The organism is Salsuginibacillus kocurii DSM 18087 (assembly GCF_000377705.1).
GTDB lineage: Bacteria > Bacillota > Bacilli > Bacillales > Marinococcaceae > Salsuginibacillus > Salsuginibacillus kocurii.
This window is the reverse complement of record NZ_KB898623.1, coordinates 849,208-865,141: the sequence shown is the minus strand read 5'-3', so window position 1 is coordinate 865,141 and position 15,934 is coordinate 849,208. Positions and strand designations below refer to the sequence as shown.

Genomic DNA, 15,934 nt, shown 5'->3' with positions numbered 1-15,934 from the left:
AGTTTATATGTGACCAATACTAGGAGGGGAAGGAGAAATCCAGAGATGAAAAATAGCAGAACCACAATAATGACAATGATGGCTGGCTTGCTTGTAGCAGGTCTAGTTGCCCCGCAGCCAAATCAGGCAGAGGGGGAAGAGCTAACAGCTGATCATTTGCTCTTATATGAAAATATTCCAGAGATAGAGCCTCATGAAGGAACAGAAAAGGAATTTGAGTTAACACCTTTACGTTTAACGGGAGAAGCAGGATTTGAAGAAGTAAGCCTGAATCTCTCCTGGGCTTCATCAAATGAAGAAGTGGCAACTATAAATAACGGCACAGTTTCTGTTGAAGGAGCAGGTGAAGCAACACTTACAGTGAGCGATGGGGAAACTGAAGACGACATTCATCTTCAAGTAGCCGAAGATGAATCGTTTGGGCTCCGTTCCATCGACGATCATTCTTATGATGTCCTCTCGCGGGCGCTTGATCATTTAAGCCAGGAACAAAAAATTGGGCAAATTATGATGCCTGATTTTAGAACGTGGGACGGCGAAGATGTAACGAAAATGAATGAAGAAATTGAAGCGAAGATTGAAGAGTACCACCTGGGTGGCATCATTTTATTTGCTGAGAATACCGTAGAGACCGAACAGACAATTGATTTGGTACAAGATTATAAAGAAGCGGCCGACCAATTTGGGATGCTGCTCACTACCGACCAGGAAGGTGGTATTGTAACTCGTTTGCAAGAAGCGACAGACATGCCTGGAAACATGGCGGTCGGAGCCACACGTTCCAATGAACTCGCCTTTAAGACAGGCAACGTGATTGGCGCTGAATTAGAGGCGCTTGGGATTAATATGAATCTCGCCCCTGTAGTTGATGTAAATAATAATCCTGATAATCCGGTCATTGGCGTTCGTTCTTTCGGTGAAGATCCAGAGTTAGTCGGTGAGCTGGGAGTTTCCTACATGGAAGGCTTGCAAGAACACGGCACAGCAAGCATTGCTAAGCACTTTCCAGGCCACGGGGATACAGATGTAGATTCGCATATTGGGTTGCCGGAAGTCCCTCATGACCGTGAGCGCTTGTTTAATGTTGAACTTGTCCCTTTTCAAAAAATAATGGACGAAGACATTGATGCGATTATGACATCTCATGTTACGTTCCCAGAGATTGATGACACCACCGTTATTTCTGAAGATGATGGGTCGGAAATCGCCTTACCGGCTACACTTTCAGAAGAGGTATTGACGGGGCTTGTCCGTGAAGAGATGGAGTATGATGGCGTTATTATGACGGATGCCTTAGACATGGATGCTATTGCAGATCACTTTGATCCGGTGGATGCAGTCATACGCACCATTAATGCAGGCACTGATATTGTGTTAATGCCTGTAGGATTGCCTGAAGTATTTGAAGGCGTTTATGAGGCTGTTCAAAATGGTGAAATTGAACAGGAACGCCTTGATGAAGCGGTAGAACGCGTGCTTACTTTAAAGCTTGAACGAGGCATTTTTAAACAAGAAGAAACAGCCGATCGTGAAGAATTAAAGGAGCAAGTTCAGGAGATTATTTTGTCAGAAGAACATGTAGCTATTGAACAAGAAGTCGCGGAAGAATCGATTACGTTGGTGAAAAATGAAGATGAAACTTTACCGCTTAACTCTGAAGAAGGCGAAATGATCACAGTGGTAGGAGCTGAAGATAGTGATCAACTTGCAGAAGCAGTGGAAGCGTATCACACCAATGTCCAACATATCGAGCTCGAAGACGAACAAGAAACATTAACCGAGGAGCAACAAGCAGTCATTGCAGAAAGTAATGCTGTCATAGTAGGCTCAAATACCTTTGAGGTGGATGACCGGTCACCAGAGCATCCTCACATGATGGTTTATCAGCACCTTGCTGCAGAGAGTGAAGCTCCGGTGATTGGGGTTGGCATTCGTAACCCATATGATGTAATGACCTACGATGATGTAGATGCTTATTTAGCTCAGTACGGTTTTCAAGATGCTAGTTTTGAAGCAACCGCTGCTACCATCTTTGGGGAAAATGAACCGAATGGGGAATTGCCAGTAACGATTTATGATCATGACGATGAAGAGCTTTTTCCTTATGTGCATGGGTTAACCTATGAAGAACAGCCAGCCCCTCCGGTGGAATTTAATGATGTTTCTCCTTCTGACCGAGGTTATGAAGAGATTATGACATTAGTTGGAGAAGAGATTTTAGAAGGGGTAGCAGCTGGCACCTTTGCTCCTGAAGCATCGATCACACGAGAAGAAGCAGCAATTATGTTAACAAGGGCGAGTTCCTTACCTATAGAGGAGGAAGTGAAGTCTTCCTACAATGATGTAGACCAAAGCTGGTATGGACATCCATACATTGAAGCTGTAACAGCTGAAGGGATTTTTGAAGGAGATGATAAAGGAGCCTTCAACCCTAAAGCTTCAATTACACGAGCTGAATCAGCAGCAGTTCTAGTCCGGGCTTGGGACCTTGAAGGCCATATTGACGAAGAGATAGAGGATATTCAAGGACACTCCTTACAAGGGGAAATTGAAACACTTTATGCTCATCACATTACAAATGGCACAGGGGAACAAGAATATAGTCCACATTTAGATATTACAAGACAAGATTTTGCCGTCATGTTACATGACACGATGTATTAGAGCAGGTGTTCTGCTAGCATCTGTGGCCAATGCTTTAGATGCACGTAGTGAAAACGGGAAAATAGGCCTGGGCACAAATGCGCTCGTATGGGAGTCAATCATTCCCATTTGGAAAATGAAAAATGGTGAAATTACAGCTATAGAGTTACAGCCGATTGAGTTAGGCTTTGGAAGGCCGAGATATGCACGGGGATGGCCAGAGCCTAGCAAAAACAGTAAGATTATGAAGCACTTAAAAGAACTTTCTTCTGCTTTTGGAACGAATATCATTATCCAAGAAGATGGAACTGGTAAGGTAGAACTATAACTTTTCGCCTTGCACTGAAACTTTCACTAAGAAAGTATTATACACTTAATAAACCTCTACACCAGTTTTAGGGTAGAGGTTATTTTGTTGAAATCGGTTGATATAGAGCAAATATCTAGCTATTCAATGTAAGTGAAGAATGAGAAGGGATTGTAGCTGTCTGTAGCAAGTCTATCGCACTGGTTAAGAGTAATCATAGTTGCTTTAGTGATCTGAAAGACTTAATCTATATTAGTCGAATTTTGTCGGTCAGGCATAAAGATACGGGTATTTAGAATGAAAGGGAAGGTGAACAAATGAAATCGATACAAGCTAAAATATTAAGTATGATATTGGGTGTGGTATTGCTAGTATTTATCGTAACGATCGGTTACGTAGTTGCTTCTTCTTATAATCAAGCCACAGATCAGGCGAATACATATGCCGAAGCACAAGCTGAAAACTTAGGGCAGACTGCCTTACGCGAATTAGAGAACGGATATGAGCTAGCTAAAAACTTGACTCACACATTTGAAGTATTGCAACAAAGCCCGGATCCAGAACGCCAAATGGTTGTTGACATTCTAGGAGAAACGTTGGAAGAAAATGAAGACTTATTAGGGGCATGGTCGGTGTGGGAGCCAGATGCTTTTGATGGCAATGATGAAGAGTTTGAAGGAGAGGAAGGACATAACACTGGTGGACGCTTTGCCCCTTACTGGAATCGCCCAGGCGGTGAGATGAATTTTGAATCTACGGGTGAGACGTATGATTCTACAGATGCTGAGGGAGATTGGTACAACCTTCCGTTAGAGAGCGGTGAACCTGTTATTATTGAACCCATGAGTTATGAACTTGAGGGAGCTGATGGGGAAGAAGTTATGATGGTTTCAGTCTCCTACCCAATGGTGATAGATGGTGAAGTGCTAGGAGTAACTGGGGTAGACTTTGCGTTAGACAGTTTACAGCATCTATTAGCAGACGTAGAGCTCTATGATAGTGGTTTTGGCATGTTGATTTCTCATGATGGCATGATTGCTGCCCACCAAAATGAAGAAGCTATGGGCAGTGACATTACAGATGAATTTAACACTGAAGGGATTCATGAACAAATTCAATCAGGTCAGTCTTTCCGCTTTACAGAGGATTCCGTTAATCGAAATCAAGAAGAATTTGTTACCATCCTCCCCGTAGAAGTAGATGGGGTTGGAGAACCATGGGCGTTTGCTACAGTTATTCCAACCGATGAAATAACATCTGAAGCCAACCAAGCCGCAGTACAGGCTGCTGTTATTGCGGGCGTTTCCTTGCTTCTTTTGACCGGATTGATCATATGGGTATCAAGGTCAATAACCAGGCCTATAAAGTATCTATCACAACGGTTAGAAACAATGGCTCAGCTTGATTTACGAGATGATAACCAAGCTGAAAACATCAAGTACATGAACAAAAAAGATGAGATTGGTACGATGACAAAATCTGTGAATGGCTTGAGGGAAAGCTTTAATCAAGTGATTCAACGAATCTCCGAGAGCTCAGAACAAGTAGCTGCTTCATCCGAGGAATTAACGGCAGTAAGCGATGAATCCTCAAAAGCTTCTGAGGAAGTGGCGTATACCATCGAAGACATTGCTAAACGCGCTACGACGCAGTCTAATGACACAGAACAGGGATCTACTCGTGTAAAAGAGCTTGGAGAACTTGTTGATAATAATCAAGATCATATTCAGGAACTTCGTCAACTTACTGCTCAAATCAATCGCGCAAAAGATACAGGGGTGGAAGCGATGCGACAGTTGAATGAAGTAACCACAGAAACGCAGACAGCAACAGATCAGGCAGAACAGATCATTGTAAAGACAGATGATTTTGCTGGGAAAATATCAGCTGCTACCACTATGATTCAAAGCATTTCCGAACAAACCAATTTGCTTGCGTTAAATGCTTCGATCGAAGCAGCGAGGGCTGGCGAAGCAGGTAAAGGCTTTGCCGTAGTAGCTGAGGAAATTCGAAAGCTGGCAGAACAATCAAATCAGTCAACTGAAGAAATCACCAAGGTAATTACAGAGCTCACGGCTCAGACAAAACAAGCGGTGGAGTCGATGAATGAGTCTAAACAAGCAATCAACCGCCAAACTTCACGTGTGAACGATACTACTGGCGCATTTTCTGAAGTAGCAGAATCAATTGATGAAACCAATCAAACGATAGGCGCTCTCTCCATCTCAAGTGAAACCATGAAACAAAAAGCTGAAGAAATGATCGCTATCGTTGCTAATCTATCTATGATAGCAGAAGAGAATGCGGCTGGGACCGAACAGGCTTCCGCTTCGGTTGAAGAACAAACAGCTTCAATGCAAGAAATTGCCTCATCAAGCGAATCTTTAGCAAAATTAGCTGAAGAGCTAAAAAGCAGTATTGCTGAATTTCAAACGGAACTTAAATAAAAGGCTCTATTAAAGAGAAGAGGTGACATTCCTGCTGTGATCTCCTTTTCTCCAAGTCTCCGCGAGCATCATCTGTTTAACGACCTGCGGGGGTTCAACAGCATCGCTTGACTGAAAGGAGACCTTTTCGGAATAGTAACGATCTTTACGCCTTTAACAGAGCCAAAAAAAAAGAAAGCTCTTATTGTTGCTTATAAGTAAACAATGAGAGCTTTCTTTTTGGCTCAAAACCTAGAAAAAAGCAGTCTCTTTTGCGAAAGGGCACTTTATATTAAGAAGAGAAAGGTAAGTGTAGTAGAGAATAAATAGCTCAATTAAAAGCTTGCGAAATATGTCGTAAGTATTGCAATCAACGTCCATTTTCAGCGAATATATGGTATTATATAAATAGGAAAAAGTATTCACTTTCAATCTACATCACTAAAGTAACAGATGTAGGCTTAAGTGCAGCTTAAATATCAATCTTAATTTTTTCATTTTTCTGTAACTTGTGGAAGGGTGAGAGTAGATGACTAAAGAGACGCAAACTACAAAACCTAAAGTACAATGGATGGCCTCACAACCTGTTATACTTCTTCAATGGACAGACCCTTGTTTACATGAGGTTATTCAAGACCAAAACAACCAATGGTTCACAGTTGCCCTTCTCCAAAAAAGTATGAATACCCCTTTTCCTACACAATCTGGCTTAGTCGTTTTATCTCCGGAAGAGAGTGAGGACTATTGGTCTTCTCCTTATCAATTTGAGAGCGATTTCTTTTATTATCGAAAAGCTGCTATTATTGAAGCAGAGGATTCTGACCGCCTTCAAGCGTTATTACAAATGAATGTGACTCATGTGTTTTCAACTCAACGAAAGACCGTTGAACTAATAGATCATTTTCAATTACTTTGGCAGCATAAATGTTACATTGACCCATTATTACAGCAGACGTTAATTGAAGAAATTCAGCAAGCAGAGCTGCAAAAAGCGGAGGAAGAGGAAAATCAGTTAACATTGTGTACTCAACGAGCAGCATGCTTATTTAGTAACACTCAGATTTTAATTATCAATGAGCTATTAAAAGGGAAAAACAACCTGTTGATTGCTAAAGAGTGCTATATAGCTCCTTCAACTGTAAATAATCATATTAGTTATATTGCGCGAGTCCTTCAAGCCAATGATCGAACACACATCGTTAAGCGTGTCATTGAACTTGATTTATTAAGGTGAGAGGTAAAGGCTGTGTTTTAAAGGAGCAGCTAAAAACCCCAATGGCAAAAGAGGAATAGAAGAAGAGCTCTATACATGATATGATAGCGTAGTTGCAAGATTTTAGGAATGGAGCCGTAGCTGATGAGGGAACGTGTAATCAAGAGTCTCTTTTATCTAGTCGGATTGGGGATCCTTTCAGTTGGGATCAGCATGATGCTAGTGGCTGATTTGGGTGCCGGCCCCTGGGATGCTCTTTATGTAGGGTTGTCTTGGAATATTGGCCTCACGGTAGGTAGTTGGATTTTTATTATCGGTTTTTTGCTGATTTTGATAAATGGCTATTTATTAAAAAAGAAACCTGATTTTTCAGCTGTGCTTACTATCTTTTTAATTGGCGTATTGATCGATTTTTGGCTTTTAGTAGTGTTTAGAAACGTAGAGCCAGGGGCCGTCCCTGCTCAAGCTGGCATGTTGATAAGTGGAATTGTGTTAATTGCTATAGGCGTAAGCTTTTATCTTCAAATCGAATTTGCCAGGAACCCAATTGATAATTTGATGATGGCAGTGCAGTACCGTACAGGCAAAAGTATGTCTGTTTCAAAAACAGTCATTGAAGTCTCGGTATTAATTGTTGCTTTTTTATTAGGAGGACCAATTGGCATAGGCACTGTACTTGTTGCTTTCGGTATTGGCCCGCTTATTCAAGCTTTTTACAAACCAGTTTCAAGTATTAAAAGTCGTCTTATTCATGAAGGGATGGCTTCATAATTTTTAGGTATTATCAAAAGAGGCTATCCAGTAGGGTAGTCTCTTTTGATAACTTTGGATTTAGTTAATGATTAGGCATAAATCCTAGAATATAATTGAACCTCTATTTTCAATTATATTCTAGGGTTTTAAGGTTCAGCTTAATCTTATAGTATGACATAATGTTACAAACATTACTTTTTTCAAAGTAATTAAGGAGAAGAAATATGAAGTGGTTATTTAATGAGAAAAGTGTCTCGGCATCTCGCAAAAAAATCTACAAAAAGCCACCATTCCTCCGCATCAGTTTACTTTCTAAAATGATACTGCTTATGAGCGCGCTTGTATCTTTAATGGTGCTGGCGCTCGGGATCTATTTTACCCAGCAGTCCTCCCAGCAAGTTTGGGAACATACTGGAGAACAAGCTTTGAGTGTAGCCTTGAGTGTTGCTTCTATACCGGCTGTAAGTGAAGCATTCGATGATGCAGAGCCGGCACTTACTATTCAACCCATTGCAGAAAATGTACGAGAAGAAACGGGAGCAGAATTTGTGGTGGTGGGGAATACCGAGGAAATCAGATATTCACATCCATTGCCGGACCGGATAGGTAATCAGATGGTGGGAGAAGATAATGAGCGCGCTCTGGAAGACGGGGAGTCATACGTGTCTGAAGCAGTTGGTTCCCTTGGTCCTTCTATCCGTGGAAAAACGCCCGTGTTTGATGAAAGCGGAAACATTATTGGTGTGGTTTCTGTCGGATTTTTACAAGAAGATGTGAAATTATCAGCAGGGGATTATCTAGCGGATACATGGGGAATTATTGCGACGGTGCTGGGCCTTGGATTTGCCGGTGCTTTTATTATTTCACTTCATGTTAAACGATCCATTCATGGCTTAGAGCCTGAAGAAATTGGAAAGCTGTTTGATGAAAAAGAAGCGATCCTTCAATCTATCCATGAAGGTATGATAGCGATTGATGAAGCTGGCAGGATTACTATGATCAACCAAACGGCAAGAGCTTATTTATCAACAGATGCAAAGGATAATGAGCAGCTGATTGGTAGAGAGTTGATTGAGGTTTTGCCACAAACAGGACTTATAAATGTTCTTGAGACTGGAGGACCCGACTTTAATAATGAACTTTGGATTGGGGACGAATTATTTGTAGTCAATCGAGTACCTATCTATAGTAAAGGTGAATTGGCAGGAGCGGTTTCTACTTTTAGAAATCGTACAGAGATTCGAGAGTTATCAAAAGAACTTTCCCACGTTAAGGAATACGCAGAAGGTCTGCGGGCCCAGACACATGAATTCTCAAATAAGCTTTATACCATTTCGGGCCTGCTCCAACTTAACAGGTTGCCGGAGGCAGTAGAATTTATTGACCAAGAAACACGAGTCCAGCAAGATTGGATGCGCTTTTTGGTGGCCAATGTGTCCGATACGATGGTAAGCGGTGTGCTGTTGGGCAAAATGAACCGGGCTCGTGAAATTGGAGTAGACATGACTATCGAAGAATCCAGCCAGTTAAATGAGCCGTTAAACAAAAGGCAACGGGAAAATATCGTTACCATTCTTGGGAATATAATAGAAAATGCTGTTGAGGCAGCTACGTTAACTAAAGAGGATTCACCACATGTGTCTATCTCTTTTACTGATATTGGAACTGATCTCATTTTTGAAGTAGAAGATAACGGACCGGGTATTGATGAAGCAAAGATTGACCACATCTTTCAGAAAGGGTTTTCCACTAAAACCTTAGCTAAACATCGCGGTGTCGGCCTTGCTCTTGTTTCCGCAGCTGTGGCTGATTTGAATGGCACAATTTTTGTGGAGAAAAGCGACCAGGACGGAACTTGCTTTGTCATTGCCTTGCCAAAATATTCGGGTATGGAAATAAAGGGGGAATCAGGGTGAGATACATTGCGAATACCTACTCTGTTCTTATTGTAGAAGACGACTTTCGCGTGGCGGAGATCAATAAAGCATTTGTGGAAGAACTTCCTTCCTTCAAAGTGGTTCACTCCACAAAAACCGGGGCAGAAACGAAGTCATTTCTCGAATCTGATCTCTCTTTGCCGGATTTGATCCTTTTAGATATATATATTCCAGATGTTACAGGATTGGAGCTGTTATGGCATATTCGCAGCACGTATCCTGGCATAGATATTATTATGATGACTGCTGCCAATGAAACATCCACCATTCAAGAAGCATTACAGGCTGGGATTTTTGATTATATTATGAAGCCTGTCCAAAAAGAGAGGACAGCTGAAACTCTGCAACGCTATAAGAAAGAAAAACAAGCACTCTCCGAACGTTCAGAAATTTCACAAGAAGAATTAGATCAGCTGAGATACGGGGGTACTCAGCTGCAAACGAAAGCATCTGAGCAAACAGAAGAGTTACCAAAAGGAATTGACCATGTAACTCTTGAAAATATTAGAGCATGTTTACAAGAAAATGGGAAACAGGGAACTACGGCAGTTATGGTGTCAAAAGCAATCGGGGCGAGTCGTTCGACAGCCCGCAGGTACTTGGAATATTTAATTTCGATCGAAGAAGTGCGGGCAGAAGTTAGCTATGGAGAGGTTGGCCGGCCTGAGCGCCGCTATTTATTCATTTAAAATCTCCAGTTTATTCCTAAACAAAATGAACAAAATACAGTTTATGTTTATAATATTTATTCCTTTCTGTGTTTTCAGATAAGATGGAGCTAATTCATCACACACTGAAAACAAAGGGAGGTTTTTTTATTGAAACGGTTTTGTAAGCGCTTCAGCAAAGTTGCGGGGGTCTCTGCACTTTCAATTGCAATGATCACAGCTTGTGGGGATCCGCCTGAAGATCCTACTGAAGAAGAGGCAGATACAGAAGCTGGAGCAGAGGTTGAAGATGAAGCTGAGGAAGAAACTGACGAAGAAAATGATAATGGTGAAGTCGATGGTGACTGGGAGCCTGAAAATGATGTCGAATATATTGCTCCGGCAGATGCTGGCGGCGGCTGGGATACGTTGATCCGTACCACAGCGCAAGTTATTGAAAACGAAGATCTTGCACCAGTGAACTTCGCTCCGCAAAATGTTCCCGGCAGCGGCGGCGCGGTTGCTTGGGCAGAAATCGCCGGTCATGCTGGTGAAGACCAGCCTTTGTTCGCGGCAAGCCCTCCAATTATTTTAGTGCCTCTTACTGAGACATCTGAATATGACCATACGGACTTTACGCCGGTGGCTAATTTGATTACGGATTACTCTATCGTATTAGTAGATCCTGAGTCGGAGTTTGAATCGATAAATGACGTATTTGAAGCTATTGAAGAAGATCCTGGAGCGGTTTCTGTTGGAGGCGGTTCAGCTGCAGGAAGCATGGACCACATTGCCTTTGCCGGTGCAGCAGCCGAATACGGGGTTGATGCGGCAGACGTGAACTATGTACCCTTCTCGGGCGGCGGCGAAGCCATGACTAACTTGCTGGGCGGCCATGTAGACGTTGTAGTTACGGGCGTAGGAGAATCCACTGGCCAAGTTGAATCCGGGGAACTTCAGCCATTAGCTTACTCTGCCGAGGAGTCGATAGACGGCTTGGACGAGGCAGGTGCGGAAACATTTGTCGATGCAGGCATTGATTACACGTTTGACATTTGGAGAGGCATCATGGGGCCACCGGATATGTCTGAAGAAGCGGTTGCTTATTATGAAGAAATGTATGCAGACATGATAGAAACTGATGAATGGGAAGAACAAGCGGAAGATCTAGGCTGGATTGATAACTATCAACCGAGTGAGGAATTCGATGTTTTCTTAGACGAACAGTATGAATTGTTTGAAGACGTGCTGACAGATATTGGCCTAGTTGAATAGTAAAAAGAAGAGGAGGGGGCAGAGCCGCTTCCTCCTCCTATTTTTTCCTTAACCATGGCAGTGAAAATCTTGTCGAATAAGGAACAATAAAAACATTTTGGCTTTCCACTTTTATGGTGAAAGGAAGAGTTATTTTTTAAAACAAGGAAAGGGGGCCGCCTCGTGTCATTATTGAAACGACTTAGAACCAATCAAATTATTGCTCTCATTCTTTTCCTATTTTCATGTTTATATTTATTTCAGGCGTTTCAGATTCCGCAGTACGCACTTCCGAGACCAGTTGATTCTGATTTATTTCCAAAACTACTAGGATTTTCAATGCTTGTTCTTTCCGTGGCACTGTTTTTTGAAAGAGATAAAACGGATGAAAAAGACGAAGAACAGGCATCTGAAAGCAGCAGAGGAGAGGCAGGCAGCGGAGATGATACCGAGAGTGAGTCTACCCCTGCTGAACCATTTTGGAGTCGTCCTGGAACGCAGGTAGTAGTTACCGCATCAGCAGTCGGCCTTTACATTTTGTTATTAGAAGTCGTTGGATTTGTATTGACTACCTTAGTCTTTATTTTTGGAATGACCTTGTTCTATGGCTATCGCCGTCATTTGATTAATGGAATTGTTGCGGCGACAGTAAGTTTTGGTTTTTATTTTATTTTAACGCGAGGACTCGGTGTCTATTTGCCACCAGGGTTGCTGCCGTTTTAAAAGAGAGGTGAGTCAGCGATGAACGCATGGGAAAATTTACTCTATGGCTTTAGTGTTGCTCTTCAGCCTGAAGCTTTAATGTTTGTATTTATTGGCGTAGTGGCTGGAACAGTAATTGGCATGCTTCCCGGTCTTGGCCCGATCAGTGCTTTGGCCTTAATGATCCCAGTCACTTATGGAATGGATCCGGCAATCGGTCTAATTTTGATGGCTGGTGTTTATTACGGCGCCATTTTTGGTGGGTCCACTTCATCTATTTTACTAAATGCCCCAGGTGTGGCAGGCACAGTGGCAACTTCATTTGATGGTTATCCGTTGTCAAAACAAGGCCAGGCAGGAAAAGCGCTTGCCATAGCTGCCTATTCTTCATTTATAGGCGGTACAATTAGTATTGTTGGTCTAATGTTTATCGCGCCTCTTTTAGGAACGGTAGCCGTTAGTTTTGGACCAGCTGAATATTTCGCGTTGATGGTGTTTGGTTTAACCGCGGTAGTAAGTCTTTCTGAGAAATCTCTAATAAAAGGGCTGATTGCTGCAGTATTTGGCGTAATGGTTTCTCTAGTAGGAATGGACTTGCAAACCGGCACAGCCCGTTATACGTTTGGCAATGTGAACTTGCTTGATGGTATTGACTTTCTTATAGTTGCCTTAGGGATTTTTGCACTCGGTGAAGTGTTTGTCCTCCTTAAAAAACGTACAGGTGCATCTAAACAAAATTCGCTTGGCTCGTTGAAATTGTCCAAAAAAGAAATGCGCGATATTGCTCCGCCTGTAGGCCGGAGTTCGGTTCTTGGTTTCTTTACCGGAGTCCTTCCCGGTGCCGGGGCAACGATTGGTTCTTTTTTAGGTTACTCGATGGAAAAACGAATTGCTAAAGATGGAGATACATTTGGAAAAGGGAATGTGAAAGGTGTCGCAGCTCCTGAAGCAGCTAATAACGCAGCATCTGGCGGTTCATTTGTCCCGCTTTTGACACTGGGTGTGCCTGGTTCGGGTACGACGGCCGTATTACTTGGAGCATTGCTCGTTATGGGGATTACCCCTGGGCCGTTGATGCTGGAAGACCGGCCTGATGTGTTTTGGGGCGTAGTGGCTAGTATGTATATCGGAAACATCTTTTTGCTTGTGTTGAATCTGCCCTTAATCCCGCTTATTTCAAAGATTTTAAATGTACCGAGGGCGATGCTTTTGTCTCTTATTATCGTTTTCTGTATGATTGGGGTATACGGCTTAAGTTTTAATCCGTTTGATTTATTTCTCGTACTAATCTTTGGATTAATCGGATTTTTCATGAGGATGAATGATTTTCCAGCTGCTCCATTAATTCTGGCTATGATTTTAGGTGCTATAATGGAGGAAAATATGCGTCAGGCTCTTCAGATATCCACAGGGGATTGGATGATCTTTTTAAACCAGCCTATCTCACTGACGTTGTTAATTTTGGCCGCTTTATCTTTAGTGGTTCCGCTGGTTATTCGCTTAATTAAATTTGTTCGCAAATAAATAGAAACATAGCCAGGCTCTCGGTCCGAATATAAATCTCGGCGAGAGCCTTCTGCTGTGGACATAGAAGTAAGCATCAGAATGGAGTGGGGATTATGATGCGTGCAATAGGGGTACTCCTGGCAGCTCTAGGGGTCGGTGCTGTTTTTAATATGCTGAACGTGCCTGCCGGCTGGCTTTTGGGTGCATTGCTGACCGGGATTTTATATGGCTTGCTGCGTTCGGACGTCAGTTATGAAGGCTGGCCGTTTAAGATTGCCCTTACCTTGGTGGGAACGAATATTGGATTGCTAATGGAAAGGGAATTATTCAGCGTATTGGGGGTCTATATTCTACCTTTGTTTATTACAATCATAGTTACCCTTGCTGGCGGGCTGCTTTTTGGCTGGCTGCTGTATAAGTGGTCCAGCATTTTGGATAAACGCACGGCTTTATTTTGTTGTATTCCCGGCGGTGCTTCTGAAATTATAAGCGTAAGCGGGGATTATGGAGCTGACAATCGAATTGTGGCAGCATTTCATACGGCGCGAATTACTTTTTTTGTACTGCTCATTCCACTGATCGCCGGCTTGTGGGCTGAAGCTGCAGAGGCCGGGCCGGAACAGGTGGCAGAGGGTGCATTGACGCTGGAGCACATTATTGTTTTTTTGATTGTAATGAGTATAGCGTTTTATTTGAACTTTCGGATCAAAATTCCGGCAGGATCCCTGTTGTACGCGATTGCCTTCGGCTTTTTGTTTGGTGATTTTATTTTTCACATTGATGATGTGCCTACTTATATTGGAGGAATTGGGCAGGCGTTAATAGGTGTTATGGTAGGAGTACGATTTGACCGTCCAACATTTCTCAGGTTGAAACAAATTGGTGGAGTTAGTGCACAAGTGCTTGGTCTCTTTTTTATTTTAAGTTTTTTCCTGGCGTTTATTTTCTGGCTGTTTACGGAGGTATCTTATGTCGTAAGCCTCCTGAGCACTGTGCCTGCAGGGGCTGCTGAAATGGCTGCAACAGCTTTTGCTTTAGGGCTTGAGCCAACTCTTGTAGCTAGTTTGCAGATTATCCGCGTGATCAGTGTCTTTTTAGCTCTTCCCATTATATTAAAGCTTGTGGAAAAAATGTAGTGGCACCTCTACTCGCTGTCTGGGTTTACTCTTTGTGCCAGCTTGATAAAATAAGAGCGAATGAGATCTTAACAGAAAAGGTGTTTTTTGAATGAAACCATACGTTGTAATCGGCGCGGGGATTGCTGGTGTTTCTACAGCTTATCACCTTGCCAAGGCCGGCGCGGAAGTTATCATTATTGACCGTGAAGAGCCTGGCCAGGCGACAAATGCTGCAGCGGGCATTGTTTCTCCGTGGCTTACCCAGCGGCGAAATAAAGCATGGTACCAGCTGGTGAAACAAGGAGCGAAATTTTATCCACAATTGATTCAGAATTTAAAAGAAGAAGGCGAAACAGAAACAGGTTATGCACAGGTGGGGACATTACACCTGCATACTGATGAAAAAAAATTAGAACAAATGGTTGAACGTGCACGAATGCGAAGAGAAGACGCACCGGAGATTGGGGAGGCTGTCCAGCTTTCTCCAGAAGAAACCAACCGGCTATTTCCACCGCTTTCCGAGGAGTATGGAGCTGTTCATGTAAGTGGCGGAGCGCGGGTGGATGGAAGAAGGCTCCGAAAAGCTCTGCTGCGGGCAGCCAAACGACACGGAGCCACTTTTATTGAAGGCGATGCTGTCTTATCCCCAATTGGTCAACATGTATATGGAGTGCAGGTAAATGGAGAAGAAATACGAGCAGAGCGGGTGTTGATAACTGCAGGTGCTTGGGCAAGGGAGCTTTTAACCCCATTAGGTCTTTCATTTGCAGTAACCTCGCAGCGTGCTCAAATCCTTCATCTTGAACTGCCCGGCGAAAATACGAGTGGGTGGCCGGTCGTTATGCCGCCAAGCAATCATTATCTTCTCAGCTTTGAGCAAGGTCGTATTGTCGCAGGAGCCACACATGAAGACGAGGTAGGTTTTGACCATCGTGTCACAGCTGGTGGCGTTCAAGATATATTAAATAAAACATTAACTACAGCGCCGGGGTTAGCTGACAGCACTCTTGTGGAAACACGTGTCGGTTTTCGCCCCTTCACCCCTAATTTTCTTCCGTTAATTGGGGAAATACCTCATTATGAAAATCTGCTTGTCATCAATGGCTTGGGAGCTTCCGGGTTAACCACAGGTCCATACCTTGGTTTTCAATTGGCTCAGCTTGCGATGGGAGCGGGTTGTGAACTAGCAGTTGACCATTATGACCCTAAAGCAGCAATTAACCACTAGATGATGTGGAAAGTGACAGCTAAAAAAGGCGGAGCTTGCGTATCAATACTTATCCACAAAAAAGCTTGTATTTTGTAATGGATTAGTAGATTTTCTAGCATTCCCCTAAAATTTAATGTTACAAATCAGACAGACAGGGTAATAAAGAAGTGAATGAAAGGATGAGCCTTTACAAGCTCATCCTCCTTTTTATCTTTATT

Annotated in this window: 12 protein-coding genes; all 12 read left to right on the top strand. The window is 42.8% G+C overall.

Going from position 1 to position 15,934, the window contains the following annotated elements:
- Positions 1-45: 45 nt before the first annotated feature.
- The 12 genes from D469_RS19600 to D469_RS0104120 all read left to right on the top strand — a co-directional run bounded on the left by D469_RS19600 (position 46) and on the right by D469_RS0104120 (position 15,734).
- The gene (locus tag D469_RS19600) at positions 46-2,664 is read left to right on the top strand and encodes a glycoside hydrolase family 3 N-terminal domain-containing protein (protein ID WP_018922113.1); all 2,619 of its coding nucleotides are present in this window, start codon (positions 46-48) and stop codon (positions 2,662-2,664) included.
- A gap of 22 nt (positions 2,665-2,686) precedes the next feature.
- The gene (locus D469_RS0104170; RefSeq protein ID WP_018922112.1) at positions 2,687-2,971 is read left to right on the top strand and encodes a hypothetical protein; all 285 of its coding nucleotides are present in this window, start codon (positions 2,687-2,689) and stop codon (positions 2,969-2,971) included.
- A 296-nt stretch (positions 2,972-3,267) separates the two neighbouring features.
- Positions 3,268-5,397, top strand: coding sequence for a methyl-accepting chemotaxis protein (locus tag D469_RS20955; RefSeq protein ID WP_018922111.1), 2,130 nt, complete (start codon positions 3,268-3,270; stop codon positions 5,395-5,397).
- A 508-nt stretch (positions 5,398-5,905) separates the two neighbouring features.
- Positions 5,906-6,610, top strand: coding sequence for a helix-turn-helix transcriptional regulator (locus D469_RS0104160; protein ID WP_018922110.1), 705 nt, complete (start codon positions 5,906-5,908; stop codon positions 6,608-6,610).
- Between the two features lie 123 nt (positions 6,611-6,733).
- Entirely contained in the window at positions 6,734-7,360 is a 627-nt protein-coding gene (locus tag D469_RS0104155) for a YczE/YyaS/YitT family protein (protein WP_018922109.1), read from the top strand.
- Between the two features lie 206 nt (positions 7,361-7,566).
- The gene (locus tag D469_RS0104150; RefSeq protein ID WP_018922108.1) at positions 7,567-9,258 is read left to right on the top strand and encodes an ATP-binding protein; all 1,692 of its coding nucleotides are present in this window, start codon (positions 7,567-7,569) and stop codon (positions 9,256-9,258) included.
- Entirely contained in the window at positions 9,255-9,968 is a 714-nt protein-coding gene (locus D469_RS0104145) for a response regulator (RefSeq protein ID WP_018922107.1), read from the top strand. Before D469_RS0104150 ends, D469_RS0104145 begins: the two co-directional genes overlap by 4 nt.
- A gap of 129 nt (positions 9,969-10,097) precedes the next feature.
- Positions 10,098-11,201, top strand: a complete 1,104-nt coding sequence (locus tag D469_RS0104140) for a tripartite tricarboxylate transporter substrate binding protein (RefSeq protein ID WP_018922106.1) — start codon at positions 10,098-10,100, stop codon at positions 11,199-11,201.
- Between the two features lie 162 nt (positions 11,202-11,363).
- Entirely contained in the window at positions 11,364-11,903 is a 540-nt protein-coding gene (locus D469_RS0104135; protein WP_018922105.1) for a tripartite tricarboxylate transporter TctB family protein, read from the top strand.
- 18 nt (positions 11,904-11,921) lie between these two features.
- The gene (locus D469_RS0104130; protein ID WP_018922104.1) at positions 11,922-13,406 is read left to right on the top strand and encodes a tripartite tricarboxylate transporter permease; all 1,485 of its coding nucleotides are present in this window, start codon (positions 11,922-11,924) and stop codon (positions 13,404-13,406) included.
- 95 nt (positions 13,407-13,501) lie between these two features.
- Positions 13,502-14,524, top strand: coding sequence for an AbrB family transcriptional regulator (locus tag D469_RS0104125; RefSeq protein ID WP_018922103.1), 1,023 nt, complete (start codon positions 13,502-13,504; stop codon positions 14,522-14,524).
- Positions 14,525-14,615: 91 nt separating this feature from the next.
- Positions 14,616-15,734 (top strand): NAD(P)/FAD-dependent oxidoreductase, encoded by a 1,119-nt coding sequence (locus D469_RS0104120; protein WP_018922102.1) that lies wholly within the window; start codon positions 14,616-14,618, stop codon positions 15,732-15,734.
- The last annotated feature ends 200 nt before the right edge of the window (positions 15,735-15,934 follow it).

What these genes read in the sequence shown, in the direction of transcription:
- D469_RS19600 (WP_018922113.1), top strand. Translation starts at nt 46, where the DNA reads ATGAAAAATAGCAGAACCACAATAATGACAATGATGGCTGGCTTGCTT.
- D469_RS20955 (WP_018922111.1), top strand. Translation starts at nt 3,268, where the DNA reads ATGAAATCGATACAAGCTAAAATATTAAGTATGATATTGGGTGTGGTA.
- D469_RS0104160 (WP_018922110.1), top strand. Translation starts at nt 5,906, where the DNA reads ATGACTAAAGAGACGCAAACTACAAAACCTAAAGTACAATGGATGGCC.
- D469_RS0104155 (WP_018922109.1), top strand. Translation starts at nt 6,734, where the DNA reads ATGAGGGAACGTGTAATCAAGAGTCTCTTTTATCTAGTCGGATTGGGG.
- D469_RS0104150 (WP_018922108.1), top strand. Translation starts at nt 7,567, where the DNA reads ATGAAGTGGTTATTTAATGAGAAAAGTGTCTCGGCATCTCGCAAAAAA.
- D469_RS0104130 (WP_018922104.1), top strand. Translation starts at nt 11,922, where the DNA reads ATGAACGCATGGGAAAATTTACTCTATGGCTTTAGTGTTGCTCTTCAG.
- D469_RS0104125 (WP_018922103.1), top strand. Translation starts at nt 13,502, where the DNA reads ATGATGCGTGCAATAGGGGTACTCCTGGCAGCTCTAGGGGTCGGTGCT.
- D469_RS0104120 (WP_018922102.1), top strand. Translation starts at nt 14,616, where the DNA reads ATGAAACCATACGTTGTAATCGGCGCGGGGATTGCTGGTGTTTCTACA.